Raw genomic sequence first — 24,685 nt, 5'->3', positions numbered from 1 at the left:
ATGATCCAACGGAGCACCGTCTTGGCCGGGCACGATCATTCCCACGGATCCCATTCCCATGGGGGGCACGGCGGCCATGGCGGCCACGCCCACGCGCCGAAGAATTTCGGGCCGGCCTTCGCGATCGGCATCGTGCTCAACACCGGTTTCGTGGTGGTCGAGGCGGCCTACGGCTATCTCAGCAACTCGATGTCCCTGGTGGCCGATGCCGGCCACAACCTCTCGGACGTGCTGGGCCTGGCCGCCGCCTGGATCGCCGCCATCCTGGTGCGCCGCCGGGCCAGCGCCCGGTTCACCTATGGCTATCGCGGCTCGTCGATCCTGGCGGCCCTGTTCAACGCGGTGTTCCTGCTGATCGCCATGGGGGCGGTGATCTGGGAGGCCCTGGTCCGGCTGGTCCATCCCGAGCCGGTAGTGGGCTCCATCGTGATGGTGGTGGCCGCCATCGGGATCCTGATCAACGGCGTCACCGCCTGGCTGTTCGCCAGCGGCGCCAAGGGCGACATCAACATCCGCGGCGCGTTCCTGCACATGGTGGCCGACGCGGCGGTCTCGGCAGGCGTCGTGATCGCCGGCCTGGTGATCCAGCTCACCGGGCTCAGTTGGCTCGACCCCGCGGTCAGCCTCGCCATCGCGGGCCTCGTGGTCTGGGCGACCTGGGGGCTCCTGCGCGACAGCGTGGCGATGTCGCTGGATGCGGTGCCGCCGGAGATCTCCCCGGAGGCGGTGACCGGCTTCCTGCGCGAGCGTCCCGGGGTGGTCGACCTCCACGACCTGCACATCTGGCCGATGAGCACCACCAGCGTCGCCCTCACGGTCCACCTGGTGATCGCCGAGGACCACCCGGGCAACGGCTTCCTCAACGAGACCGCTGAGGGCCTGCGCAGCCGCTTCGGCATCGGCCACGCGACCCTGCAGATCGAGGCGGCCGGCGGCCCGGCCTGCCGGCTCGCCGAGGCGTGCGCCGCGTGAGCGCGGCCCCGATTCCCCGGGCCTTCGTGGTCGGACACCCGATCGCGCATTCGCGCTCGCCGCTGATCCACGGCTATTGGCTGAGCCAGCACGGCATCCCGGGCTCCTACGAGCGCTTGGACGTCGCCCCGGCGGCGTTTCCCGACTTCCTCCGGGCGCTGCCGGAATCCGGCTTCCGGGGCGGCAACGTCACGATCCCCCACAAGGAGGCGGCCTTCGCGCTGGCCGACACCCTGACGCCGCGGGCGAAAACGATCGGCGCGGTGAACACCCTGGTGGTCGAGCCCGACGGCCGGATCCGCGGCGACAACACCGACGCGCCGGGCTTCTGCGCCCACCTCGACCACAGCCTCGGCGCCGGATGGCCGGAGCGGGCCGGCGGCACGGCCGTGGTGCTGGGTGCCGGCGGCGCGGCCCGGGCGATCGTGGTCGGGCTGGCCGAGAACGGTGTCCGCCGGATCCTGATCGCCAACCGCACCCGCACCCGCGCCGAGACCCTCGCGGCCCTGGCCCCGGGGATCGGCGCGGCGCTCGATTGGAACGACCTGCCCGATGCGCTCGCCGGGGCGGGACTCGTCGTCAACACCACCTCGCTCGGCATGAAGGGCCAGCCGCCCCTCGACCTCGACCTCACCCCGCTGCCGGCGACCGCCGCGGTGGCCGACATCGTCTATGCCCCCCTGGAGACGGACCTGCTGGCGGCGGCGCGGCGGCGCGGTCTCGCGGCGGTGGACGGGCTCGGCATGCTGCTGCACCAGGCGGTGCCGGGCTTCGAGGCCTGGTTCGGCCTGCGCCCGGCCGTCACCCGGGGCCTGCGCGACCGGATCGTGGCGGATCTTTCCGGATGACAAAGGACCGCCCCGTCATCCTCGGCCTGACCGGCTCGATCGGCATGGGCAAGTCGGCCACCGCCAAGATGTTTTCGGCGCTCGGCGTGCCGGTCCACGATGCCGACGCCGCCGTCCACGCCCTCTACGGTCCGGGCGGCGAGGCTGCCGCGGCGATCGGGGCCGCCTTTCCCGGCGTGCTCGACCCGCAGGGCGGCGTCGACCGCGCCCGCCTGCGCGACGCGGTGCTCGGCGATCCCGACCGGATGGCGGCGCTCGAACGCATCGTCCACCCGTTGGTCCGGGCGGCCAGCACGGCGTTCCTGGCCCGGCACGCGGACGCGCCGCTGGTCGTCCTCGACATCCCGCTCCTCTACGAGACCGGCGGCGAGACCCGCTGCGACGCGGTCGCGGTGGTCAGCGCGCCCCCCGAGGTGCAACGCGCCCGGGTGCTGGCCCGTCCCGGCATGACCGAGGCGGCCTTCACGGCGATCCTGGCCAAGCAGATGCCGGATGCCGAGAAGCGAGCCCGGGCCGACTTTGTGATCGACACGAGCCGGGGTTTTTGCGCCGCCGAGGCCGAGGTGGCGCGGATCGTGGCCGTGCTGACGGAGCGCGGTGCGTCGGGACACCCGGCCCACGGGTGACGCGGCCGCGCGACGGCATAGCTCTCGATCGGTGGTCCGGTGGCGGGATGGATGACGATGCGGTGTCTCGAAGGGATCAGCCGGGCCACGGCAGGCCGCACCCTCATAGCCAAGGCCCTGATCGCACTGCTGCTCGCCGCCGTCCCGGCCCAGGCGCAAGTTGCCGGCGCCTGCCCGCCCCCGAAAAAACTCGCGGCCGGCGCCTGCGTCACCGCCTGTCCGGGCGGGTACGAGGATCGCGGGCGCGAGTGCGTCTACCGCAACCAGTCCCGCTGACGGTTACGTCACACCCACCCGATCCGCCCGAAAAACCCGGCGATCTCGGCCGCGGCCCGGTCGGGATCCTCCCGATGGGGGAAGTGGCCGACGCCCGGGAACGGCGCCAGGTCGAGGTCCGAGAACGTCTCGCCCAGGCGGTCGGTCCAGGCGAAGGGGAAGATCGGGTCGTGCTCCGCCCAGCGCACGCAGGTCGGCACCGTGATCGGCGGCAGGGTCGGGGCCTCGCCCTTCAGCATCGCGATCCGGCCGGCATGGGCGGCCCGGTAATGTGCGAACCCGCCCGCGAGGTTGCCGGGCTTCATGTAGGCGTCCGCGAAGGCGTCCAGAACGGGATCGAACGCATCCTTGCGGTGCGACCAGTGCCGCAGGAAGTGGCCGATATAGGCGGCGCAGCTTGCCCGGCTGGCACCCACCAGCGTCACCGCCAGGTCCATCTGGTTGAAGGACTGGTACCAGATCTCGCTGAGCCGGTCCGGGGCGCCGAGGCGGGGGCCGATCCCGGGATAGACGAAGTCGAACAGGAACAGGCCGGCGCACCGCTCCGGATGAGCCCGGGCCAGCGCCTGGATCACCGCGCCGCCGACATCGTGGCCGACGATGCCGGCGCGGTCGATGCCGAGCGCATCGAGCAGCGCCGCCATGTCGGCCGCCTGCTCCGGCGGTCCGAAGGCGCCCTCGGGCTTGTCGCTGTCGCCGAAGCCGCGCAGGTCCGGGGCGATCAGGGTGTGGCGCGCCCTGAGCCGCGCCATCACGGGCTCCCAGGTCATCCAGAATTCCGGCCAGCCGTGGAGCAGCAGCAGCGGGGTGCCCGTGCCGCAGCGCGCGACGTGCAGGTCCGCGCCGTTCACGCGAACGGTCAGGTGCTCGATGCCGTCCATCGTCCCTCCATCTCGGCGCGGCGCGCCAGCATCTTCGCCTGCAGCCGGCTGCGCCGGGCGGCGATCACCGTGCCGTTGATCTCGCCGCCGAACAGGAACATGGCGGCCAGCCAGTACAGGAACACCAGGAACACCATCGCGGTGGCCAGGCCCCCGTAGGTGGACGCGTAGGCGTTCGAGAAGCGGTCGAGATAATAGCCGAAGCCGAGGCCGGCGAAGAACCACAGGACCAGCGTCACCCCGATTCCCGGCAGCACCGACAGGATCGAGCGCCGGCCGGCGGCGACGAACTTGTGGGCGATGATCAGCACCACCGCCAGCAGCAGGGCGGTGACGCCGATCCGCCCGATCGCCACCGTGAGGCTCAGGGGCTCCAGCCCCGGCGCGACCAGCACGACGTTGCGCCAGATCAGCGGGCCCAGCACCACGAGCAGCGCGAAGGCCAGCATCGCGAAGGCGCCGCAGATCACGTAGCCGATCGATTCGAGCCGGGTCAGCCACCAGGGCCGGCTCTCCCGCAACCCGTAGGCCCGGTTCAGGCCGACCCGCAGGCTCTCGACGCCCGAGGACGAGAAGTACAGGGCGAACAGGGCGCCCAGCGTCAGCACGCCGCTGCGCTGCTCGGTGAGCACCCGGTGGACCTCGCCGACGATCGGCTTGGCGATCTCCCGGGGCCACGCGTCGAAGATCAGGACGCCGGCCTCGTCGGCGAGCGACTGCGTGCCGAACAGGCCGGCCAGCGCCGCCAGCAGGATCAGGAACGGGAACAGGGAGGTCAGGGTCGAGAGCGCGATGTGGCTGGCGATCGCCCATCCGTCATGGGAGACGAAGCGCTGCGCCGCGAGGCCCGCGACCTGAAATCCGTTGCGGAGTGCGTTCACGGGTGTCCAACGATCCTCGTGGCCGGGCCGCCGATGAAGGACGCCCGGGCCGGCCCGTCAACGCCGCCGGACCGGTCCCGTTCGCGGCCTGGGAAAGCGGGTCTCGGTGCCTCCCGTGCGGGTCCGATCGGTTCACGGCACCCGACAGGTCTGATTTCTGTTGCGCCCGGCTTACCCGATGCGCCTTGATACAGCCATGCTTACGTCCGCTCCACGTCCGGCGCTCGCCGCCGGCGCCCTGCCGGTCCTGTTCGTCCCGATCTGGGCGACCGGCTTCATCTCCGCCCGGGCGGTGATCCCGCACGCCGATCCGCTGGGCTTCACGGCGGTCCGGTTCACCGGGGTCGCCCTGCTGCTGGCGCTGATCGCGGTGGCGTCCCGGGTGCGCTGGCCCGGGACCCGGGCGGGCTGGCGCGATCCGATGGTGGCCGGCTTCCTGATGCAGGGGATCTACCTGTCGGGGGTGTTCTGGGCGGTGAGCCGGGGGCTGCCGGCCGGGATCGCCGCCCTGGTCGGCAGCCTGCAGCCGCTGCTGACCGCGCTGCTGGCGGGGCCGCTGCTCGGCGAGCGCGTCGGCGGCCGGCGGGCGCTCGGCATCCTGCTGGGCTTTGCCGGCGCCGGCCTGGTGCTCGCCCCGAAGCTCGGCGCCGCCGACCCGTCCGGGATCCCGCCGGTGGCCCTGGCGGTCAGCCTCGTGGCGGTGCTGGCCCTGACGCTGGGCACCCTCTGGCAGAAGCGCACCGGCGGCGGCGGCGACCTCCTGGCCAACGCGACCCTGCAATTCGTGGGCGGGATGGCCTGCGCGATCCCGCTGGCGCTGGCCTTCGGCCATGCCACGATCGACCCGGTGGCGCCCCTCTGGCTCGGGCTCGCCTGGGCGATCCTGGTCAACTCGGTGGCCGGGATCCTGCTGCTCCTGGCGCTGATCCGGCGGGGCGCGGTGGCGGGCGTCGCCGCCCTGTTCTTCCTGGTGCCGCCGGTGGCGGCCGTCCTGGGCTACCTGCTGTTCGGCGAGGTGCTCACCCCGGTGCAGGGCGCCGGGATGGCGGTGGCGGCGGTGGGCGTCGCGGTGGCGAGCCGGGCCTGACCCCGGGACCGTGACGCCGCAGCCCCGGAACCCTTGCAGAGGCTCGGTCTTTCGTTCGTTGCCGCCCAGCCGCCGAAGAGCCGGGCCGGATCGACCAGATCCCCGGGAGGCCCCATGAACCAGATCCTCGTCGTCGCGCTCATCTGCGCCGCCAACGTCCAGGCCCCGGACTGCTCCCGCGAGACCGCCCTCGACGTGATCACCGGGCCCGCCCACACGCTGCAGGAATGCCTGATCCAGGGGCCGGTTCTGGCGGCCAATACCGGTTTCACCGGCGAGAACGGCGCTTACGTGAAGACCCGCTGCGAGCAGAAGCGCTGAACGCGTGCGCCTGCCGTTGACGTGGATGCTGGTTCGTCACGCAGGCGCGGGTCAAAACCCCGCGGCCTTCAACTTCAGTTCAAGACGCGGCAAATGAAATCTGCTTCGGCCCCGGCGCCGGACGGGTTAGAAGTCACGATCCAATAAAACGCCACGCGAGCCAAAAACCATGTCCGCATCCCCCGCTATCCAGACCGAGCCGCAGGACGTCGTCAGCCTCGTCAAGGGCGCCGGCGAGAGCGCGAAGGCCCTCCTGGCGGAGGCCACGCGCCGGGTCCGCACGCGCATCCTCGGGACGGACGGGCGGATCGATGCCGGCAAGCTCGAGGCGCAGCAGCACGCCGCCCACGGGCTGGCCTGGCTCGCGACCTACGCCGAGGCGGTGGCCGAACTCGGCGGCTATGCCGAGCGCCTCCAGGCCGAGGGCCGGTTCGGCGAGACCGAGACGCTGCTCGTGCGGATCGGCGCGGGCGAGTACCTCGACCAGCTGTTCTCCGGCATCCCGATGAGCCAGGGCGAGATGGTCCGCCCGATCGGCTCGCTCGGCCTCTCGGCCAAGGAAGTCGGGCAGTACCGCACCGATGCGGTCGAGACCCTGATCGCCGAGGGCAACACCCCGGAGCACCGCGCCGCCCTGGTGGCGCTGATGCGCGAGGGCGGCGGCTCCGCCACGGTGGGTGCCTCGGGCCTCGACGAGGACATGGAGGCGATCCGCTCCGAGATGCGCCGCTTCGGCAAGGCCGAGGTGGTCGAGCAGGCGCATGAGTGGCACCTGAAGAACGAATACATCCCCATGGAGGTCGTCACCAAGATGGCCGAGCTGGGCGTGTTCGGCCTGACCATCCCGGAGGAATACGGCGGCATGGGTCTGCCCAAGACCGCGATGTGCGTGGTCTCGGAGGAGCTGTCCCGGGCCTATATCGGCGTCGGCTCGCTCGGCACCCGCTCGGAGATCGCCGCCGAGCTGATCCTGTGCGGCGGCACCGAGGAGCAGAAGCACCGCTTCCTGCCCAAGATCGCCTCGGGCGACATCCTGCCGACGGCCGTGTTCACCGAGCCGAACACGGGGTCTGACCTCGCCTCGCTCCGCACGAAGGCGGTGAAGGACGGCGACACCTGGAAAATCACCGGCAACAAGACCTGGATCACCCACCCGGTCCGGGCCGACATCATGACCGTGCTGGTGCGGACCAAGCCCGAGGAGAAGGGCCATCGCGGCCTCTCGATGCTGATCGCCGAGAAGCCCCGCGGCACGGACGAGGAGCCGTTCCCGCTCAAGGGCCTGTCCGGCGGCGAGATCGAGGTGCTCGGCTACCGCGGCATGAAGGAATACGAGCTGGCCTTCGAGGAACTGGAGGTCCCGGCCGCGAACCTGCTCGGCGAGGTCGAGGGCAAGGGCTTCGCCCAGCTGATGCAGACCTTCGAGTCGGCCCGCATCCAGACCGCGGCCCGGGCCATCGGCGTCGCCCAGTCGGCCCTCGACGTGGCCCTGCGCTACGCCGAGGAGCGGGTCCAGTTCGGCAAGGCGCTGGTCAGCTTCCCGCGGGTTGCCGACAAGCTCGCCATGATGGCGGTGGAGATCAACATCGCCCGCCAGCTCACCTACTTCTCGGCGCGCGAGAAGGATGCCGGCAAGCGCTGCGACCTGGAGGCCGGGATGGCCAAGCTGCTGGGCGCCCGGGTCGCCTGGGCGGCCGCCGACAACGCGCTTCAGATCCACGGTGGCAACGGCTTCGCGCTGGAATACCCGGTCAGCCGGATCCTGTGCGACGCCCGCATCCTGTCAATCTTCGAGGGCGCGGCCGAGATCCAGGCCCAGGTGATCGCCCGCCGGCTGCTCGAAGCCGCCTAAAAGTTTCAGCACCCGCACAAGGTCCGGGACCTTATGCGGGTGCCGGGCAGAGCCCGGCTGCATCGGGGCTCTGCCCCGATGGCCCCGCCAAAGGGCTGAGCCCTTTGGGAACCCGTTACTTGGTGATCTTCACCGAGACCGGGTCGCTCGACGGGAACGTCTCCTCGAGGGCGTCGTCGAGGCGCTCGTCTAGCTTCTCCTGCTTGTTGGCGGGATTGGCCTTGTCGCCCGGCTTGGCGCTGTCCTGCTGGAAGCCCGGCTTGGTCGCGTCCTGAGGCTTGTGGTCGTCGGCCATGTCTGTCGCTCGTCCGTGACGGATGCACGCTCGTTGCCTGTGCGCGTCAACGCGACGGGCCCCGGGTGTTTCCGAACTTTCCCATGGCGGCGGCTGCATTCGACCCGGGCGTTCCCGGATCAGGCGGTGGCGACCGCCTGGCCGGGCTGCGGACGCACGATCCGGCCCGGCGCGGCGGCCTCCCGCATCACCGTTTCGTAGACGCTGGTCAGCCGGTCGAGGTGGACGTCCGGGGTCAGCGGCGCAGTCCAGTAGCGGCCATGCGCGGCCCGGCCCATCCGGGCGGCGAGATCGTCGTCGGACAGGCGGCGCAGGTGGGCGGCGAGCGCGTCGGGATCGCCCGAGCGGAACCAGAACCCGGTCTCGCCGTCGACCACCGCCTCCCGGCCCGCGCAGGCGTCGCTGACGACCACCGGCGTGCCGCAGGCGAGCGCCTCGTAGACGGTGAGCGGCTGGCCCTCGTACCAGACGCTCGGGAAGACGAGCGCCCGGGCCTGCCGCATCAGCGCCTGCACGGCGGCGGGGTCGCGCCAGCCCAGCATCACCGCCTCGGGATAGCGGGCGGCGAGGTCAGCCCGCTCGGAGCCGTCGCCGACGAACACCGCCCGCACCCCGGCCCGCCGGGCGGCCTCCGCGAAGATCGGCGCCCCCTTCTCAGTGGAGATCCGCCCGACGAACAGGAAGTCCCCGGGCGGCTCCGCCCGGACCGGCGCCGGTTCCACCGCGATCGGGTTGTCGACCCGGTAAAACCGGGTGCCGGCGGGCAGCAGCGGCCGGACCACGCTCTCCTGCAAATCGCTGATCGTGACGACGTGGGAGAACAGCTCCGGCAGCCGGGCGACATGCGCGAGCCCGGCATGGCGGATCATCCGGGCGACCTTGCGTGGGTAGCTGCGCGCGTCGCACTTCGCCAGGATGCAGGAGGCCGACATCGGCACGCGGTGGCAGATCTTCTGCTCGGGATAGGCGTAGAACCCCCCGGTCGGGCAGACCAGGAAGAACTCGTGCATCGTGTAGAGGCACGGCAGGCCGGAGGCCCGCAGGGCCGGGCCGATGGCCGGCGACAGCGCCTTGGCGAAGGCGTGGACATGGACCAGGGTGTCGCGCGGATCGCAGGCGGCGAGTTCCGCCGCCAGGGCCCGGGCGGCCGGTCCGTTCCAGATCGCCTGGGCCGCGAAAGCCAGCTTGTTGCGCGCCGTGGTGACGTCGTCCTGATCCAGGCAGACCACCCGGATGCCGGCGGGCTCCAGCCGCGGGTCGACCGGACCCACGGCCGCGAACAGGCTGACGCGGAACCCCCGGGCGGCGAGCCCCAGGGCGGATTCGATCGCGACCTTGGCCTGGCCGCCATTGATCGCGGCATGGTCGGCGACGAGGACGACGTGCACGTCAGGAATTCCGCCGCTCTGTTTTCGGGGTGTAAGTCTGTAACGGCCGGCGGTTGATCCTCCGTAAACCGCCCTGGACTTATCATCGCGGCAGGTCCTGCCGAGACAACTCATGCATGTCGTGATCCTGGCCGAGTTCGCGACTGCCAGCGGCGGGGCGGAGAAGGTCGCCCTCGAATCCGCCCGCGGGCTCGCCGAGGCCGGCCTGAAGGTGACCTACCTCCAGGCGATCCCGGGCCCGGTCGATCCCCTGCTGGATCACGACAACATCCGCCGGATCGAGCTCGGCCTGCCCGACATCTGGACCCTGGGCGGCATCAAGGCGGCCACCACCGGGATCTGGCATGCAGCCGCGGCCCGCGCCCTCGAGGCGGCGCTCCGACAGCTGCCGGCGGCGCCGGATTGCCTCCACCTGCACCAATGGACCCGCACCCTGTCCCCGGCGATCTTCCCGGTCCTGTCCCGGCTCGGCGTGCCGGTGGTCGTCACCCTGCACGATTACGCCATGGCTTGCCCGAACGGGGTCTATTACCGGTTCGACCGGGCCGAGCCCTGCGGGCTGGCGCCGCTCTCGCCCGCGTGCCTGGCCGCGCCCTGCGACCCCCGCAGCCGGGTTCACAAGCTCGTGCGCGTCGCCCGCGCGGGGGCGCTCCGGCAGGCGCTGCACGGGCGTCCGCTCCACGTCGTCCACGTCTGCGACGCCAGCCGGCGGCGGCTCGGCGACCTGCTCGGCGGCTACGCGCTCACCCATCACCGCGTCGACAACCCGGTCCGAGTCGCGGACGGGCCGCCGGCCGACCCCGCCCGGGGCGACGCCATCGCGTATGTCGGCCGCCTGACTCGGGAGAAGGGGGCCGACCTCGTCGCGGACGCCGCCCGGGCGGCGGGGCTGACCGCCCTGTTCGTCGGCGCCGGCCCCCTGGAGGCGGAACTGCGCGCCCGGCCCGGCGTCGAGGTGGTCGGATGGCAGGCGCCGGACGCCGTCTGGGCCCTGCTGCGCGGACGCGCCCGGGCGCTCGCCGCCCCGTCGCGCTGGTACGAGACCGGGCCGCTCACCGTCTACGAGGCCCTCGCGGCCGGCATCCCGGTGGTCGCCTCCGACCGGTCCGGGGCCGCCGAGAAGGTCCGGGACGGGCGGACCGGCTTCGTGGTCGCCCCCGAGATCGAGCCCCTGACGGCGGCGTTCTCGGCCCTGCGGGACGATACCCGCGCCCGGACCCTCGGGGACAACGCCCGGGCCCGGTTCCGGGCCGAGCCGATGACCCTCGCAACCCACGCCGCCGCGCTGCGCGCGCTCTACGCCGGCCTCGTGGGAAGCGGCGCGGGTGCGCTGCACCATGCCGGTGGAGCCGCCCGGTCAGCCTAGCCGTCGGCGGTACCGGATGGGCCGCCTCGATCAGTCTACGCCTCGGGTGCCGCGGCTATAGACAGCGCACGGCTTTGATATAGAGAGGCATCGCGGCGGGCCGGTCACGCCAAAACGTGCGAAAACGCATGGCATAGCTGCCGAGCTTTGTCGTTGACCGAGACGTTGCCGGCACGGCGATCCGAACACTGCCATTGGGCCGTCAGTCTGCACTTTATCGACGTTTCCGTCCCGGCTGGTCCCGCAGATAGGCAGTTGACTTCTTGTTGCAGTGCAACATATAGAAGCGCGTCACCGCGGACGCGGATCGGCGTCCCACCCCGAGACAGCGTGTGCTGGAGCCTTCGATGCAGACCCCGAACTTCGAGATCCCGACCGAGATGCGCGACTTCGCCGAGAAGAGCGTCGACCAGGCCCGCAACGCCGTCGGCACCCTGATGTCGAACGCCATGAAGGCGGCCGAGCAGGCCCAGGTCTCGGGCCAGACCTTCCAGTCGACCATGACGGCGGCGGTCTCGAAGGGTTTCGAGCACGCGCAGAACAACGCCAACGCGACGTTCGACTTCGCCCAGAAGCTGGCCCGCACCAAAGACCTGCGCGAGGCGTTCGAGCTGCAGTCCGAGTTCGTCCGCAGCCAGTTCGCCGCCCTCCAGGCCCAGGCCAAGGATTTCGGCGCCCTCGCGCAGCAGAACGTCGCCCGCTAAGACATAGCTCGGTCCGCCCCGGCGGACGGAGTGCGGCGGTGCCCGGCCCCAGAGGGCGGGCACCGCCGGATCGTTCAGACCCGAGCCCATCAGACACAGGCGGTCCTTCCCTCCGGCCGGCGCTCCGTCAGGGGGCCCGACGCGAACGAGGAGACGATCCGCCATGGGCAAGCCGCGTCGACCCAAGAGGCCCCGCTTCACCTGGAATCCGCAACTCGGCGTCGAACCGGGTACGGCCGCACCAGCGACCGATACGGCCATCCCGGCGGATGCCGTGTCCAAGGCCACGGAGACCGTTGTCTCTCCGAGCCGGGATGCCGCCGAGCCGAGCGCGCCGGCCGCGTTGCCGGTGGCCGCCTTCGTCCCGCCCGTCACGGTCGAGCCCGCTCCGAACGGCGCGGTCGCCGCGGACCCTCCGGCCAAGGGCACGTCCTATCGTCCAGGGAGCGACGGCATCGGCACGACCATCGCCCAGTACATGCAGGGCGAGGGCGAGGCCGCACTGGCGCATATCCGCGCGTTGTCGCAAGCCGGCTCACCGACCGAGCTGATCCGCCTCCAGATGGGCGAGGTCCAGCGCGCCGCCGACGCCTCCCTGACCTGCTGGAGCGCCTTGTTCCGCCAGGCGAGCCGCCTCGTCACGTTCCGCTGACGGCACGGGTGCCGGCTTGATGCGATCAGGCCGGCGACAGCGTCGAAGCATCGATACGCGGCGCTCGCTCACACCGAACCGACATCGCCTCGACGGCGACCGCTCCGGCCCCGCCCGCCTTGCCGAAGGACAGAAGTGGACATAATGTCCAATCTGTCCCTTCCCGAGATGATGTCATGCGATCCTGGCAGGCGGCCGACGCCAAGCAGAACTTCGGTCGGCTGGTCGATGCGGCCAAGGACGGCCCCCAGATGCTGCTCCGGCACGCCGAGCCCGTGGGGGTGGTGCTGTCGATGGAGCATTACGAGCGCCTGAAGACCCAAGCCGACGCCGCGTTCGCAAACTTCCTGCTCGCGTCGCCGCTCGAAGAGGCGGATTTCGACAAGGACGTCGGCCTGAGCCTGTCCGGTGACTGAGCCGCCGGCCGGCTGGATCGTAGACACGAACGTGATCTCGCGACCGTCCGCGACGAAGGACGATCCGGATCCGCCGGCCTCGCGCTGGATCCGGCGCAACGCCCATCTCCTCCGGATCAGCGCCGTGACCATCGCGGAGATTCGCCGTGGGCTCGCGTTGGAGACCTTGCGGATCGAGCGCTTGAAAGACCCGCGGGCCCGACGACGCGACCAAGCCGTCCTCGACATCAAGGCGGACTGGTACGGACATTTGCGATCCCGCTTCGCCGACCGCATCGTTTCGATCGACGCCGACGTGGCCGAACGTTGGGCCGACGTCTCGGTCCGGTTTCCCTCCATCCGTGATGGGGACAAGGCGATCCTGGCTTCGGCGCTCGTCCATCGCTACGGGATTGCGACGCGCAATCTTTCGGACTTCAAGGCCTCGTCCGTGCCGCTGGTGGATCCGTTCGACCCGGCCACGTGGTGGGACGACGATCCGGGGCCGACCGACCCTCATCCTGGCCATTGATCGATGTCACCCCGTGATCCGGCGCTGAACCCAGGACCGTCACATTCGGGTTGTCCATCGCGGGAACCCGCCAGGTCGCACCCGCAACCATCGATTAACCACGATCATCCTATGCCTGGGCTGAGGGCACGGGAGATGAATCCGGACCGATGCCGAGCTGTGCGCACCTGATCCGTTCCGCCTTGTACCGCCTCTGCCTCGCCGCGACGCTGGCGGCGACGCCGGTCGTGGCCCAGAACGGCGACAAGCCGACCACTCCGCCCGCCGGGCCGGCGCCCGCGGTCGCCATCGGGGCGGATCTCGCCAGCCAGGCCGGCACCACGCGGCTCACCCTGACGCTGTCGCGGGCCGTGGAGGCGCGCGGCTTCGTGATGGAGCGGCCCGACCGGGCGGTGATCGATCTGCCCGAGGTCAACTTCCAGCTCGATTCCGGCGCCGGGCGCCGCCGCGAGGGCGTGGTCCAGTCGTTCCGCTACGGGTTGTTCGCCCCCGGCCGCTCCCGGGTCGTGATCGATCTGGCCGCCCCGGCCGCGATCGGGCGGATCGAGACCGTGACCCGGGCCCGGGACGGTGCGGTGCTGCTGACGATCCCGCTCCAGCGGGTCGAGCGCGAGGCCTTCCGCAAGGCCGCCGCCGCCAGCGATCCGGCCCCCGCCCAGGCACGCAGCGCCCCGCCCGAGCCCGCCGACCAGCGCCCGCTGATCATGGTCGATGCCGGGCATGGCGGCACCGATCCCGGGGCGATCGCGGTGGGCGGGGTGTTCGAGAAGGACATCGTGTTCGGCTTCGCGCAGGCGCTGGTCGGTAAACTCGAAGCCGGGGGACGCTACCGGGTCCGGATGACCCGCGACCGGGACGTGTTCGTGCCGCTCGCCGAACGCGTGCGCATCGCCCGCGAGGCCAAGGCCGACCTGTTCGTGTCGATCCACGCGGATTCGATCTCGGCGGCCCCGCAGGTGCGGGGCGCCACGATCTACACCAACGCCGAGAAGGCCACCGACATCGAATCCGCCAAGCTCGCCGAGCGCGAGAACCGGGCCGACGCGGCGGCCGGGGCCGACGCCGCCGAGGCCCCCCCGGACATCGCCGACATCCTGCAGGAGCTGACCCTGCGCGAGACCCGGGGCTTCTCGTCGGGCTTCGCCCGCACGCTGATGGGCCAGCTCGCCCCGGTCATGGAGATGAGCGCCAAGCCCCACCGGGAGGCGCGCTTCATGGTGCTGCGCTCCCCCGACGTGCCGAGCGTGCTGGTGGAACTCGGCTATCTGTCGAGCAAGCGCGACCTGGAGATGCTGCAATCGCCCGAGTGGCGGGCGGGCGTCACCGGCTCCATGGCCAAGGCGATCGACCAGTTCTTCGGCAACCGCGCGACGCTCAGGCCCGCGCTGATCACGCGACGGTCGGCCGCCGTCGCCCCAGTTTTACCATAGAGTAAGTGTCGATACGGGACGTCCGAACGCCCCGTCGCACCGCCGTTGAACCGGTAATCCGAGGGGGCTTCACGGGAGCGTCCGGGAGCCGACCGCGTCGAGAATGGACGCCCGTGCCGGATGAGCCGAACCCGGCAGGCGGCCGGGCCAGCGACGAGCGGAACACCGGATGCGTCTGATCCTTCGTTTCTTCGGGATCCTGTTCAGCGCCGCCGCGGTGCTGTTCGTGGTCGGCGCCGCGGCCGGCGGCTACTTCTACTGGAAGTACAGCCAGGACCTGCCCGACCACGCCGCGCTCGCCAATTACGAGCCGCCGGTGATGACCCGCATCCACGCGTCGGACGGCTCTCTGCTGGCCGAGTACGCCCGCGAGCGCCGGCTGTACCTGCCGATCCAGGCGATGCCGAAGATCGTGGTCGCGGCCTTCCTGTCGGCCGAGGACAAGAACTTCTACAAGCACGGCGGCATCGATCCCGAGGGGATCGTGCGCGCGTTCCTGACCAATGCCAAGTCGGGCAAGCGCCAGGGCGCCTCGACCATCACCCAGCAGGTCGCCAAGAACTTTTTGCTGTCCTCCGAGCAGACCTATGACCGCAAGATCCGGGAGGCGCTGCTGGCTCTGCGGATCGAGGCGGCCTACTCCAAGGACAAGATCCTGGAGCTGTACCTCAACGAGATCTTCTTGGGGACGATCGTTCCCGGCCGGAACCTGCATGGGGTCGCGGCCGCCGCGCTCGACTACTTCGGCAAGTCGGTCCACGAGCTGACCATCAACGAGGCCGCCTACCTCGCCGCGCTCCCGAAGGGGCCGAACAACTACCACCCCTACCGCAAGACCCAGGCGGCTTTGGACCGCCGCAACGAGATCATCCGCCTGATGGCGGAGAACAGCTACATCACCAAGGAAGAGGCGGACGCGGCCAAGAAAATGCCGCTCGGGGTCAACCCGCGGGTCGCCTTCCCGAACGCCGCCAACGCCAACTACTTCACCGAGGAGGTCCGGCGCGAGATCTCCGAGCGCTACGGCGAGAAGAAGCTCTACGAGGGCGGCCTCTCGGTGCGCGCCACCCTCGACCCGAAGATGCAGGCTTGGGCCCGCAAGGCCCTGGTCGACGGCCTGGTGCGCTACGACCAGGCCCATGGCTGGCGCGGCGCCGTCACCAAGGTCGACCTGACCGGGCGCGACTGGGGCATGGCGGCGGCCGAGGTCCCGGCGCTCGGCGACGTGGCGCCCTGGCGGCTCGCCGTGGTGCTCGGCAATGGCGGCGGCGGCGTGCAGGTCGGCCTCCAGCCCCGGCGCGAGGCCTCGGGCCAGGTCGGCAAGGACCGAGAGACCGGCGTGATCACCCCGGACGGCATGCGCTGGGCCGGCCGCCCGAACCTCCAGCCCGGCGACATGGTCTATGTCGAGGCGATGGATGGCGGCCGCGGGCAGTACCGCCTGCGCCAGAAGCCCGAGGTGTCCGGCGCCATCGTGGCGATGGACCCCAATACCGGCCGCGTCCACGCGATGGTCGGCGGCTTCTCGTACGACGAATCCGAGTTCAACCGCGCCACCCAGGCGATGCGCCAGCCCGGCTCCTCGTTCAAGCCGATCGTCTACTCGGCGGCGCTCGACAACGGCTATACGCCCGCCTCGATCGTGCAGGACACGCCGATCACCATCGAGGCCGGCCCCGGCCAGGAGTCCTGGACGCCCTCGAACTACGACGGCAAGTCCGGCGGCCCGCACACCCTGCGGTACGGGATCGAGCATTCCAAGAACCTGATGACGGTCCGGCTCGCCAAGGATGTCGGCATGCCGCTGATCGCCGAGTACGCCCGCCGCTTCGGCGTCTACGACGACCTGCTGCCGGTGCTGCCGATGTCGCTCGGCGCCGGCGAGACCACGGTGATGCGCATGGTCACCGCCTACTCGATGCTCGCCAATGGCGGGCGCCGCATCCGGCCGACCCTGATCGATCGCATCCAGGATCGCATCGGCGAGACCATCTACCGGCACGACAACCGCAAGTGCATCGGCTGCGACGCCGAGAAATGGTCGGGCCAGGACGAGCCGAAGCTGGTGGACGATTCCGAGCAGGTGCTCGACCCGCTCACCGCCTACCAGATGGTGTCGATCATGGAGGGCGTCGTCCAGCGCGGCACCGCGACCCTGCTGAAGCAGATCGGCAAGCCGCTCGCCGGCAAGACCGGCACCACCAACGACGCCAAGGACGCGTGGTTCGTGGGCTTCTCGCCGGATCTGGCGGTCGGCATCTATATCGGCTTCGACAAGCCGCGCTCGCTCGGCGACCGTGCCACCGGCGGCGGCCTCGCGGCCCCGATCGCCCTCGAGTTCCTGAAGGTCGCCCTCAAGGACAAGCCGCCGACCCCGTTCCGCGTGCCCCCGGGGATCAAGCTGATCCGCGTGAACCTCGGCTCCGGCACCCGCGCCGGCTCGGGGGAGGGCGCCGGCACGATCCTGGAGGCGTTCAAGCCGGGCACCGCGCCGCCCGATTCCTACGTCGCCCCGGCCCAGAGCGCCGCCCCCGCGGCGGTCCCGGCGGACCCCGACCGGGCCGCCCAGGCCGGCGGGCTCTACTGAGGAACGGCCGCAGGATGAACCACCCGGTCATTCCGGGGCGCCGCAGGCGAACCCGGAACCCATAACCGCCGACGGTGCGAGGTCTTGATCTGTCGGCGGTTATGGATCCCGGGTTCCGCTTCGCGGCCCCGGGATGACGAGGCGGGCGATGTGGCGGCGCTGAACTCCCAAAGACAGAAAAAAGCCGCCCGGTTGGGGGCGGCTTGGGAGAGTCATCAGGGAGGCATCAAACAGAGCGGACGGAACCATCCAACTCGATATCCAGAATTCTGGATGCCTCTTTATGCCCCGTGAACCTTAATCGCCGGTTAAAAACCAGTTTTCAGCCAAAAGCTCACGCGGCGAGACTGTCGAAGAGACCGCGCCCGTCGGTGCCGCCGATCAGGCTTTCGACGAAGTTCTCCGGGTGCGGCATCATCCCGAGGACGTTGCCGCCCTCCGAGTAGACCCCCGCGATGGCGTTGAGGGAGCCGTTGCGGTTGGCCTCGACCGTGATGGCCCCGGCGGCGTCGCAGTACCGGAACGCCACGCGGCCCTCGCCCTCGATCCGCGCCAGCGTATCGGGGTCGGCGAAGTAGTTGCCCTCGCCATGCGCGACGCAGACGTCGATGACCTGCCCCTGCGTGTAGGCGCTGGTGAAGCGGGTGTCGGTGCGCTCGACCCGCAGCGTCTGGCGGTGGCAGATGAAGCGGCGGTTGACGTTGCGCATCAGGACGCCCGGCAGCAGGCCCGATTCGCACAGGATCTGGAAGCCGTTGCAGATGCCGAGCACGAGGCCGCCGCGCGCCGCGTGTGCCCGCACCGCGTCCATGGCGGCTGCGCGTCCCGCGATCGCGCCGCAGCGCAGGTAGTCGCCGTACGAGAAGCCGCCCGGCAGGACGGCGAGGTCGGTCCCGGCCGGCAGATCCGGATCCGCGTGCCAGACCATGCTGACCCGCGCGCCAGACCGGCGCAGGGCCCGGGCGACGTCGCTCTCGCGATTCGAACCCGGAAAGACGACGACCGCAGCGTGCATCAGAGGATCTCGATCGCGTAGTTCTCGACGACGGTGTTGGCGAGCAGCTTCTCGCAGGCCGTCCGCAGGGTGGCCTCGGCGGCCGCGCCGTCGGCGGCGGAGACTTCGAGGTCGAACACCTTGCCCTGCCGGACGCTGTCGACGCCGTCGACGCCCAGCGACCGGAGCGCGGCCTCGATCGCCTTGCCCTGCGGGTCCAGCACACCGGTCTTCAAGGTGACGATGATACGGGCTTTCATGGATCTTCCGGTCTCACGCGCAGCCGAAAACGTGGGCGCGACCCGCGGCGTCGTTACACGGGCGGCCGTCGCGCGTTCCCTAGCAGGAAGGCCGCCGGCCTGTCGAACGCCGTGTCGGACGGACGGCGCGGCTAGCGCGGCGTCGCCCGGGTGCGGATCGGCTCGATGCTGGTCGCCCGGCGCCAGAGCTGGAGCATGATCCAGGCGGCGAACAGGCTGAAGAGACCCATCAGCACGTGGCCGACCCGGTCGCCCAGGTCGAACAGGCCGGCGAGCGCCCAGCCGGCTGCGATGGCGACGGCGAACACCTCGGTGCCGACGAGGACCATCATGCTCACGATGGTGATGGCGTTGCGCCCGTTCACGAGACCCGTCTCCCGGTCGATTGCGAGGTCCCGGAACGAAACGATCCCGGGACCCGCGCAGCTAGCCCAGAGGCGTGGGGCTATGCAACCGCGGGAGCCGGGATCGTCCGGTTCCCGACGTCAGCGCGGCGCGCGCTTGGCCAGGATCCGCTGCAGGGTCCGGCGGTGCATGTTCAGGCGCCGGGCGGTCTCGCTGACGTTGCGGCTGCACAGTTCGTAGACCCGCTGGATGTGCTCCCAGCGGACCCGGTCCGCCGACATCGGGTTCTCGGGCGGGTCGGCCCGCTCGCCGGGCTGCGCCATCAGCGTGCCGTGGATCTCGTCGGCGTCGGCGGGCTTGGCGAGGTAGTCGAACGCGCCGAGCTTCACCGCCGTGACGGCGGTCGCGATGTTGCCGTAGCCGGTCAGGATCACGCCCCGCGCCTCGGGGCGGCGCTCCTTCAGGCGGGCGATCACGTCGAGGCCGTTGCCGTCGCCCAGCCGCATGTCGATCACCGCGAAGGCGGGTGGGCGAGCCTCGACCGCCGAGACCCCGTCGGCCACGCTGTCGGCGACCTGGACGTGGTAGCCGCGGCTTTCCATGGCGCGGGCGAGCCGCGTCGAGAACGGCTTGTCGTCGTCCACGATCAGCAGGCTGCGATCGGTGAAGGCGGCGAGGGGATCGGCTTCATTGATCACGGCAGGATCGATCGCTGTCGTGGTCCCGGGCTGCGTCAGCATCCGGTACTCCTTTCGGGTTTTCGTAAGGGAATTATTCGGTCAGTTCTTGGTCTGATCCTCATATAGGGACGACATCGCCCGGGGGCAGGGGCGCGTGGATATTGAGTTCCGGCGAATGACGCGGGGCTGCCCCCCGTTCGAAGATGTGACGGGCCCAGGAGACGCGCACGATCGCCCCATGGGCCTCCGGCGCCGAGACGTTCATCAGCGCGATCTGGGCGCCGGAGCGCTCGATCAGGGTCTTGGCGATGAACAAACCGAGGCCGAGGCCGGCCCCGACGGTCCCGCCGGTCTGCGCGCGGTCGGCGCTGCGGGTGGTTACGTAGGGCTCTCCCGCCCGCAGCAGGACCTCGCTGGAGAAGCCCGGACCGTCGTCGCGGATCTCGATCCAGACGCGCTCCGGTGTCCAGCGGCCTTCCACGGTGACGCGCGAATCAGCGAAGTCGACCGCGTTGTCGAGGATGTTGGCCAGCCCGAACATCACCCCGGGGTTGCGGCGGCAGGCGGGCTCCGGGCCCTCACCCTGGCTGGAGATGTCGAGCACCGCGCCGAGCGCGCGCTGGGGCGCCACCAACTCCTCGACGAGATGGCTGAACGTCACCGTCTCCAGGAAGCCGACGCCGTCGCCGTCGAGCGACGTGAGCTTGCCCAGGATGCCCCGGCAGCGGTCGACCTGCTCGCGCAGCAGGGTCAGGTCGTCGGCCACCGCCGGCGAGGCGGTCGGCCCGAGCTGGCGGATCAGCTCCTTGGTCACCAGCATGATCGTCCCGAGGGGCGTGCCCAATTCGTGGGCAGCCGCCGCCGCGAGACCGTCAAGCTGCGACAGGTGCTGCTCCCGGGCCAGCACCAGTTCGGTGGCCGCCAGGGCCTGGGCGAGGAGCCGCGTCTCCTCGGCGACCCGCCACGCGTAGACGCCCGTGAAGGCGGTCCCGAGCAGGATCGCGGTCCAGACCCCCGAGACGTATAGGAACGGCAACTCGATCCGCCCGTCCGAGAACCAGGGCAGGGGCCGGTGCACCAGGGCGAGCAGCGTCGCCAGGCCCACGGCGAGCAGGCCGAGCGCCAGGGTCCGCTCCGGCGGCAGCGCGGTGGCGGAGATCAGCACGGGGGCGAGGAACAGCAGCGAGAACGGGTTCTGCAGGCCGCCAGTGAGGAACAGCAGTGCCGCGAGCTGCACGATGTCGAAGGCCAGCAGCAGGGCCGCGGAATCGTCGCTCAGGCGGTAGCTCGCAGGGAAGCGGATGCGCAGGGCCAGGTTCAGCCAGGACGAGGTGGCGATCACCAGGAAGCACCAGCCGAACGGCAGCGCCAGGCCCAGGCCGAACTGCGCCCCGACCACGGCGGCGCTCTGGCCGGTGATGGCGAGCCAGCGCAGGCGGACGAAGGTGTCGAGCCGGAGGTGCCGGGCGTTGCGGACGAGGCCGTTGAGATTGCTGTCGGGCATGCGTGCATCGGTGCAGCGCCGCGTGAATCCTCACGGGCGCAGAGCTTGGGCAGACGTGCGGCCCCGTCGAGCCGGCGGGGTCGTGACGGGCAAGTCGCCCCGGGGTGCGGATGTTCCGCGATCGTTCAGGGTGGAACCTTAGGCTGGCACCACGGGTTGCATCAGGCTTTTCGCCTGTCGGCGTTCCGCCGGCAGTCCCGGGACGCGAGGTGGCGATGCTTCTGGCTTACGCGATGTATGAGAGTGCCCGCGCCATGATGGCGCCGGCCCGGCTCGCCGCCGACCTGACCCGCCACGCCCTCCAGATGCCCGGCAATCCCCTGGCCTACGGACCCTACGCCCGGGCGGTCAGCGCCGGCTGCGAGATGTTCGAGCGTGCCACCCGCCGCTACGGCAAGCCGGCCTTCGGATTCGCCGAGACGCTGGTCGACGGCGCAGCGGTCCCGGTCAGCGAGCGGGTCGTCTGGGAGCGGCCGTTCTGCCGGCTGATCGCGTTCGAGCGCGCCTTCCTGACCCCGCCCGCCGAGCCGGAGCCGAAGCTGCTCATCGTCGCGCCGATGTCGGGGCACTACGCCACGCTGCTGCGCGGCACCGTGGAGGCGATGCTGCCGAACCACCGGGTCTACATCACCGACTGGAACGATGCCCGGATGGTGCCCCTGGCGGCGGGGCGCTTCGACCTGGACACCTATATCGACTACCTGCAGGAGATGTTCGCGGTCCTCGGGCCGGACCTGCACATCATGGCAGTATGCCAGCCGGCGGTGCCGGTCCTGGCCGCGGTGGCGCTCATGGAGGCCAAGGGCGCGCCCGTGGTGCCGGCTTCCATGACCCTGATGGGCGGCCCGATCGACACCCGCCGCTCGCCCACGGCGGTGAACTGCCTCGCCCAGGAGCGCGGCCAGACCTGGTTCGAGCGCAACACGATCAGTCTTGTGCCGCCGATCTTCCCGGGGGCCTGGCGCCGGGTCTATCCTGGCTTCCTGCAGCTGTCGGGCTTCATGGCGATGAACCTCGACCGCCACGTCACCGCCCATTCCGACATGTTCGACCACCTGGTGAAGGGCGATGGCGACTCGGCCGAGAAGCACCGGGACTTCTACGACGAGTATCTGGCGGTGATGGACCTGACCGCGGAATACTACCTGCAGACCGTGCAGACGGTCTTCGTCGATCATGACCTGCCGAAGGGCCGGATGCGCCACCGCGGCACCCCGGTCGATCTCGGGGCGATCCGCCGCTGCGCCATCCTGGCGGTGGAGGGCGAGAACGACGACATCTCCGGGGTCGGCCAGACCAAGGCGGCCCTCGACCTGACTCCGAACCTGCCCGAATCCCGCAAGGCGTACCATCTCCAGGCCGGCGTCGGGCATTACGGGGTGTTCAACGGCTCCCGCTACCGCACGGTCATCGCCCCCCGGATCGCCGCCTTTATCCGCGCCCAGCAGGCGGAAGCCGGGACGCGCGGATCGCATCTGCGCCAGGTGGGCTGAGGAAAGTTCCGGTTTCGAAAGGTCCGAGACCTTTCGCGGGTCCAGGGCGGAGTCCCGTCTCCCGGGGCCTCCGTCGAAAGCCCGCTTCTGATCCCGCGATCCCGCCGCGCTTGGCCGGCGCGCGCTGCATTTTGAATTCTCTTCCACTCACGGTGGCGCGAGCCTTGCGAGGCCGTATCCGTGAGCACGATGACCGCCGATCCCCCGCCGCCCCTCCGTGTCCCCTGCCGGCCTTCGTCCGGCCGGATGAGGCCGTGCGCGAACAGGATGCGGATAACTGGAATTTGATTCCCCAAAACCGTCTTGCGGTAGCAGGGAACTGGCGCATGCTGCTGATCGTGTGAAAATCCAGCCTCCCCCGACCGCGATACATGGCCGGGGCCTTCCGTCGACCGATTCACAGACGCACCCGGAGTGCGGGCCGGTGGCCGGGATCGAGATCCCGCCGGCCAGGGAGATCACGATGGACCGCAGGACGTTCCTCAAGGGCTCGGCCGCACTCGGGCTGGCCGCCCCGCAGATCGCGATGCCGGCCGTGGCGCAGGGCGCCAAGGTGCTGCGCTTCGTGCCCCAGGCGAACCTCGCCAACTTCGATCCGATCTGGGGCACGCAATACGTCGTGCGCAACGCCGGCACCCTCGTGTGGGACATGCTGTACGGCGTCGATGCGCAGCTGAAGCCGCAGCGCCAGATGGTGGAATCCGAGGAGGTCTCGGGCGACCAACTCACCTGGACCTTCCGGCTGCGGCCCGGCCAGACCTTCCACGACGGCGAGCCGGTGCTGGCCAAGGACGTGGTGGCGAGCCTCGGACGCTGGATGGCCCGCGATCCGATCGGCCTGATGATCCGGGGCATCCAGGACGACCTCGCCGCCGTCGACGACCGGACGTTCCGCTGGCGCCTGAAGAAGCCGTTTCCGAAGCTCCTCTACGCGCTCGGCAAGACCAACGCCCCGATGGCCCTGATCATGCCGGAGCGGATCGCCAAGACCGACCCGTTCACGCAGATCACCGAGTATGTCGGCTCCGGCCCGATGACCTTCGTGCGCAACGAATGGGTGCCGGGCGCGCGGGCCGTGTTCCAGAAATTCGCCGGCTACAAGCCCCGCGAGGAGCCGAATTCGTGGCTGGCCGGGGGCAAGCACATCCTGGTCGACCGGGTCGAATGGGTGATCATGCCGGACGCGGCCACCGCCTCGGCGGCCCTGCAGAACGGCGAGGTCGACTGGTGGGAGAACCCGATCTCCGACCTCGTGCCGCTCCTGCGCAAGAACGCCAACCTCAACGTCGACATCGCCGACCCGCTGGGCAATGTCGGGTCGTTCCGGATGAACCACCTCCATCCGCCCTTCGACAACCCGAAGATCCGCCAGGCCGTCATGACCGCCATGAGCCAGGAGGATTACATGCGGGCGATCGTCGGCGACGACGACACCTTATGGAAGACGCTGCCGGGCTTCTTCACGCCGGGTACGCCGCTCTACAGCGAGGCGGGCGGGGGCAGCGTCGGCAAGGGCGACATCAAGCTCGGCCAGAAGCTGCTGAAGGAAGCCGGCTACAAGGGCGAGCCCGTGGTCTGCGTGGTGGCGCAGGACCAGGGGATCACCAAGGCGCAGGGCGACATCACCGCCGACCTGTTGAAGCAGATGGGCTTCAACGTCGACTTCGTCGCCACCGACTGGGGTACCACCGGCACCCGCCGGGCCTCCAAGGCGCCGCCGTCCCAGGGCGGCTGGAACATGTTCCACACCTGGCACGCGGGCGCCGACTGCATCAATCCGGCGGGCTATCCCGCGGTCCGGGCCAGCGGCGACAAGGCCTGGTTCGGCTGGCCCAACGTCCCGCCCGTGGAGGCCGCCATCGCCGAGTGGTTCGACGCGGCCGACCCGGCCGCCGAGAAGGCCGCCATCGACAAGGTCAACGCAGCCGCCTGCGAGGGCGTGGTCTACGTCCCGACCGGGTTCTTCCTCGGCTACCAAGCCTGGCGCAAGACCGTCTCGGGCATCGTGAAGGGGCCGATCCCGTTCACCTGGGGCGTGTCGAAGGCGTGATGGGGCGGGTGGTTGTCATGTCGGCACGCGTGCCGCGCACCCCCTCCCCCCTCTGCGGGGGAGGGTACCCTGCGAAGCAGGGGGGGAGAGGGGAGCGACGGTGCAGGATCGGGCTGAGGCCTTCACACCTGCCGCGCCCCTCTCGGAAGCGTCGCTCCCCTCTTGCGGGACTTCGTCCCGGCCCGACCCCTGCTGACGCAGGGGCCACCCTCCCCCGCAGAGGGGGGAGGGCGCGCGGCGGCGCTCGCCGCGCCCTCGGCCCGGCA

General features: G+C 70.6%; 25 protein-coding genes. 16 read left to right on the top strand and 9 right to left on the bottom strand.

The genetic code is table 11. The features are described 5' to 3' along the window. The 4 genes from MFF40_RS13120 to MFF40_RS13105 are packed head-to-tail and all read left to right on the top strand — an operon-like array spanning position 1 to position 2,722. Positions 1-972, top strand: a complete 972-nt coding sequence (locus tag MFF40_RS13120; RefSeq protein WP_147898694.1) for a cation diffusion facilitator family transporter — start codon at positions 1-3, stop codon at positions 970-972. Next, positions 969-1,820 carry a shikimate dehydrogenase gene (locus MFF40_RS13115; RefSeq protein ID WP_147898695.1) on the top strand — a complete coding sequence of 284 codons (852 nt, stop codon included), beginning with the start codon at positions 969-971 and terminating at the stop codon, positions 1,818-1,820. The genes MFF40_RS13120 and MFF40_RS13115 overlap by 4 nt, the downstream gene beginning before the upstream one ends. After that, positions 1,817-2,446, top strand: a complete 630-nt coding sequence (gene coaE / locus MFF40_RS13110; protein ID WP_147853817.1) for a dephospho-CoA kinase — start codon at positions 1,817-1,819, stop codon at positions 2,444-2,446. Before MFF40_RS13115 ends, coaE begins: the two co-directional genes overlap by 4 nt. 57 nt (positions 2,447-2,503) lie before the next feature. Next, positions 2,504-2,722, top strand: coding sequence for a hypothetical protein (locus MFF40_RS13105; RefSeq protein ID WP_147853816.1), 219 nt, complete (start codon positions 2,504-2,506; stop codon positions 2,720-2,722). Between the two features lie 8 nt (positions 2,723-2,730). Here MFF40_RS13105 and MFF40_RS13100 read toward each other — a convergent pair whose 3' ends face one another. Further along, positions 2,731-3,603, bottom strand: coding sequence for an alpha/beta fold hydrolase (locus MFF40_RS13100; protein WP_187277654.1), 873 nt, complete (start codon positions 3,601-3,603; stop codon positions 2,731-2,733). Further along, positions 3,582-4,484 (bottom strand): YihY/virulence factor BrkB family protein, encoded by a 903-nt coding sequence (locus tag MFF40_RS13095; RefSeq protein ID WP_147853815.1) that lies wholly within the window; start codon positions 4,482-4,484, stop codon positions 3,582-3,584. Before MFF40_RS13095 ends, MFF40_RS13100 begins: the two co-directional genes overlap by 22 nt. Before the next feature lie 196 nt (positions 4,485-4,680). Here MFF40_RS13095 and MFF40_RS13090 point away from each other — a divergent pair, with 196 nt between their 5' ends. The 3 genes from MFF40_RS13090 to MFF40_RS13080 all read left to right on the top strand — a co-directional run bounded on the left by MFF40_RS13090 (position 4,681) and on the right by MFF40_RS13080 (position 7,744). After that, positions 4,681-5,571 (top strand): DMT family transporter, encoded by an 891-nt coding sequence (locus MFF40_RS13090; protein WP_238260803.1) that lies wholly within the window; start codon positions 4,681-4,683, stop codon positions 5,569-5,571. A gap of 114 nt (positions 5,572-5,685) precedes the next feature. Then, on the top strand, positions 5,686-5,892 hold the full coding sequence (locus MFF40_RS13085; RefSeq protein WP_007565256.1) for a hypothetical protein: 207 nt from the start codon (positions 5,686-5,688) through the stop codon (positions 5,890-5,892). Between the two features lie 169 nt (positions 5,893-6,061). Further along, positions 6,062-7,744: an acyl-CoA dehydrogenase family protein gene (locus tag MFF40_RS13080; RefSeq protein ID WP_147856148.1), complete on the top strand. Its 1,683-nt coding sequence runs from the start codon at positions 6,062-6,064 to the stop codon at positions 7,742-7,744. 115 nt (positions 7,745-7,859) lie between these two features. Here the strand turns inward: MFF40_RS13080 and MFF40_RS13075 are convergent, their stop codons facing one another. Next, the gene (locus MFF40_RS13075) at positions 7,860-8,039 is read right to left on the bottom strand and encodes a hypothetical protein (protein WP_147856147.1); all 180 of its coding nucleotides are present in this window, start codon (positions 8,037-8,039) and stop codon (positions 7,860-7,862) included. A 119-nt stretch (positions 8,040-8,158) separates the two neighbouring features. Next, positions 8,159-9,427: a glycosyltransferase family 4 protein gene (locus MFF40_RS13070; RefSeq protein ID WP_147898748.1), complete on the bottom strand. Its 1,269-nt coding sequence runs from the start codon at positions 9,425-9,427 to the stop codon at positions 8,159-8,161. Between the two features lie 112 nt (positions 9,428-9,539). On the opposite strand from MFF40_RS13070, the gene MFF40_RS13065 reads away from it, so the two are divergent. From MFF40_RS13065 to MFF40_RS13035, 7 genes are all read left to right on the top strand, one after another. After that, on the top strand, positions 9,540-10,793 hold the full coding sequence (locus tag MFF40_RS13065; RefSeq protein WP_147898749.1) for a glycosyltransferase: 1,254 nt from the start codon (positions 9,540-9,542) through the stop codon (positions 10,791-10,793). 347 nt (positions 10,794-11,140) lie between these two features. Continuing rightward, positions 11,141-11,497, top strand: a complete 357-nt coding sequence (locus MFF40_RS13060) for a phasin (protein ID WP_147856020.1) — start codon at positions 11,141-11,143, stop codon at positions 11,495-11,497. 163 nt (positions 11,498-11,660) lie between these two features. After that, positions 11,661-12,149: a hypothetical protein gene (locus MFF40_RS13055; RefSeq protein WP_147898750.1), complete on the top strand. Its 489-nt coding sequence runs from the start codon at positions 11,661-11,663 to the stop codon at positions 12,147-12,149. Between the two features lie 176 nt (positions 12,150-12,325). Next, entirely contained in the window at positions 12,326-12,565 is a 240-nt protein-coding gene (locus MFF40_RS13050) for a type II toxin-antitoxin system Phd/YefM family antitoxin (RefSeq protein ID WP_147898751.1), read from the top strand. Beyond that, positions 12,558-13,076, top strand: coding sequence for a PIN domain-containing protein (locus MFF40_RS13045; RefSeq protein WP_283206104.1), 519 nt, complete (start codon positions 12,558-12,560; stop codon positions 13,074-13,076). Before MFF40_RS13050 ends, MFF40_RS13045 begins: the two co-directional genes overlap by 8 nt. A gap of 149 nt (positions 13,077-13,225) precedes the next feature. Then, entirely contained in the window at positions 13,226-14,506 is a 1,281-nt protein-coding gene (locus MFF40_RS13040) for an N-acetylmuramoyl-L-alanine amidase (protein ID WP_147898753.1), read from the top strand. 169 nt (positions 14,507-14,675) lie between these two features. After that, the gene (locus MFF40_RS13035; protein WP_238260802.1) at positions 14,676-17,093 is read left to right on the top strand and encodes a penicillin-binding protein 1A; all 2,418 of its coding nucleotides are present in this window, start codon (positions 14,676-14,678) and stop codon (positions 17,091-17,093) included. Between the two features lie 334 nt (positions 17,094-17,427). On the opposite strand, the gene purQ is transcribed toward MFF40_RS13035, so the two are convergent. The 5 genes from purQ to MFF40_RS13010 all read right to left on the bottom strand — a co-directional run bounded on the left by purQ (position 17,428) and on the right by MFF40_RS13010 (position 20,876). After that, on the bottom strand, positions 17,428-18,108 hold the full coding sequence (purQ, locus tag MFF40_RS13030; protein ID WP_147854729.1) for a phosphoribosylformylglycinamidine synthase subunit PurQ: 681 nt from the start codon (positions 18,106-18,108) through the stop codon (positions 17,428-17,430). After that, positions 18,108-18,347, bottom strand: a complete 240-nt coding sequence (purS, locus tag MFF40_RS13025) for a phosphoribosylformylglycinamidine synthase subunit PurS (protein WP_147854730.1) — start codon at positions 18,345-18,347, stop codon at positions 18,108-18,110. The genes purQ and purS overlap by 1 nt, the downstream gene beginning before the upstream one ends. A gap of 131 nt (positions 18,348-18,478) precedes the next feature. Next, entirely contained in the window at positions 18,479-18,712 is a 234-nt protein-coding gene (locus tag MFF40_RS13020; RefSeq protein ID WP_147854731.1) for a hypothetical protein, read from the bottom strand. A gap of 120 nt (positions 18,713-18,832) precedes the next feature. Next, positions 18,833-19,432, bottom strand: coding sequence for an ActR/PrrA/RegA family redox response regulator transcription factor (locus MFF40_RS13015; RefSeq protein ID WP_147854732.1), 600 nt, complete (start codon positions 19,430-19,432; stop codon positions 18,833-18,835). 58 nt (positions 19,433-19,490) lie between these two features. Beyond that, positions 19,491-20,876 (bottom strand): ActS/PrrB/RegB family redox-sensitive histidine kinase, encoded by a 1,386-nt coding sequence (locus MFF40_RS13010; RefSeq protein WP_147898756.1) that lies wholly within the window; start codon positions 20,874-20,876, stop codon positions 19,491-19,493. Positions 20,877-21,091: 215 nt separating this feature from the next. Here MFF40_RS13010 and MFF40_RS13005 point away from each other — a divergent pair, with 215 nt between their 5' ends. Together MFF40_RS13005 and MFF40_RS13000 are read left to right on the top strand one after the other, a co-directional pair. Further along, entirely contained in the window at positions 21,092-22,369 is a 1,278-nt protein-coding gene (locus MFF40_RS13005; protein WP_147898757.1) for a polyhydroxyalkanoate depolymerase, read from the top strand. Between the two features lie 463 nt (positions 22,370-22,832). After that, positions 22,833-24,419: an ABC transporter substrate-binding protein gene (locus MFF40_RS13000; protein WP_147854735.1), complete on the top strand. Its 1,587-nt coding sequence runs from the start codon at positions 22,833-22,835 to the stop codon at positions 24,417-24,419. The last annotated feature ends 266 nt before the right edge of the window (positions 24,420-24,685 follow it).

The organism is Methylobacterium mesophilicum (genome assembly GCF_022179445.1).
Taxonomy (GTDB): Bacteria; Pseudomonadota; Alphaproteobacteria; order Rhizobiales; family Beijerinckiaceae; genus Methylobacterium; species Methylobacterium mesophilicum.
The sequence above is the reverse complement of the archived record's forward strand: the minus strand, read 5'-3'. Positions and strand labels throughout refer to the sequence as shown.

Excerpts from the sequence above, each read along its gene's own strand:
- MFF40_RS13005 (WP_147898757.1), top strand. The coding sequence starts at position 21,092 with ATGCTTCTGGCTTACGCGATGTATGAGAGTGCCCGCGCCATGATGGCG.
- MFF40_RS13120 (WP_147898694.1), top strand. The coding sequence starts at position 1 with ATGATCCAACGGAGCACCGTCTTGGCCGGGCACGATCATTCCCACGGA.
- MFF40_RS13000 (WP_147854735.1), top strand. The coding sequence starts at position 22,833 with ATGGACCGCAGGACGTTCCTCAAGGGCTCGGCCGCACTCGGGCTGGCC.
- MFF40_RS13080 (WP_147856148.1), top strand. The coding sequence starts at position 6,062 with ATGTCCGCATCCCCCGCTATCCAGACCGAGCCGCAGGACGTCGTCAGC.
- MFF40_RS13040 (WP_147898753.1), top strand. The coding sequence starts at position 13,226 with ATGCCGAGCTGTGCGCACCTGATCCGTTCCGCCTTGTACCGCCTCTGC.
- MFF40_RS13015 (WP_147854732.1), bottom strand. The coding sequence starts at position 19,432 with ATGCTGACGCAGCCCGGGACCACGACAGCGATCGATCCTGCCGTGATC.
- MFF40_RS13035 (WP_238260802.1), top strand. The coding sequence starts at position 14,676 with ATGCGTCTGATCCTTCGTTTCTTCGGGATCCTGTTCAGCGCCGCCGCG.
- coaE (WP_147853817.1), top strand. The coding sequence starts at position 1,817 with ATGACAAAGGACCGCCCCGTCATCCTCGGCCTGACCGGCTCGATCGGC.
- MFF40_RS13105 (WP_147853816.1), top strand. The coding sequence starts at position 2,504 with ATGCGGTGTCTCGAAGGGATCAGCCGGGCCACGGCAGGCCGCACCCTC.
- MFF40_RS13065 (WP_147898749.1), top strand. The coding sequence starts at position 9,540 with ATGCATGTCGTGATCCTGGCCGAGTTCGCGACTGCCAGCGGCGGGGCG.
- MFF40_RS13055 (WP_147898750.1), top strand. The coding sequence starts at position 11,661 with ATGGGCAAGCCGCGTCGACCCAAGAGGCCCCGCTTCACCTGGAATCCG.
- purS (WP_147854730.1), bottom strand. The coding sequence starts at position 18,347 with ATGAAAGCCCGTATCATCGTCACCTTGAAGACCGGTGTGCTGGACCCG.
- MFF40_RS13050 (WP_147898751.1), top strand. The coding sequence starts at position 12,326 with ATGCGATCCTGGCAGGCGGCCGACGCCAAGCAGAACTTCGGTCGGCTG.
- MFF40_RS13100 (WP_187277654.1), bottom strand. The coding sequence starts at position 3,603 with ATGGACGGCATCGAGCACCTGACCGTTCGCGTGAACGGCGCGGACCTG.
- MFF40_RS13090 (WP_238260803.1), top strand. The coding sequence starts at position 4,681 with ATGCTTACGTCCGCTCCACGTCCGGCGCTCGCCGCCGGCGCCCTGCCG.
- purQ (WP_147854729.1), bottom strand. The coding sequence starts at position 18,108 with ATGCACGCTGCGGTCGTCGTCTTTCCGGGTTCGAATCGCGAGAGCGAC.
- MFF40_RS13060 (WP_147856020.1), top strand. The coding sequence starts at position 11,141 with ATGCAGACCCCGAACTTCGAGATCCCGACCGAGATGCGCGACTTCGCC.
- MFF40_RS13010 (WP_147898756.1), bottom strand. The coding sequence starts at position 20,876 with ATGCCCGACAGCAATCTCAACGGCCTCGTCCGCAACGCCCGGCACCTC.
- MFF40_RS13085 (WP_007565256.1), top strand. The coding sequence starts at position 5,686 with ATGAACCAGATCCTCGTCGTCGCGCTCATCTGCGCCGCCAACGTCCAG.
- MFF40_RS13075 (WP_147856147.1), bottom strand. The coding sequence starts at position 8,039 with ATGGCCGACGACCACAAGCCTCAGGACGCGACCAAGCCGGGCTTCCAG.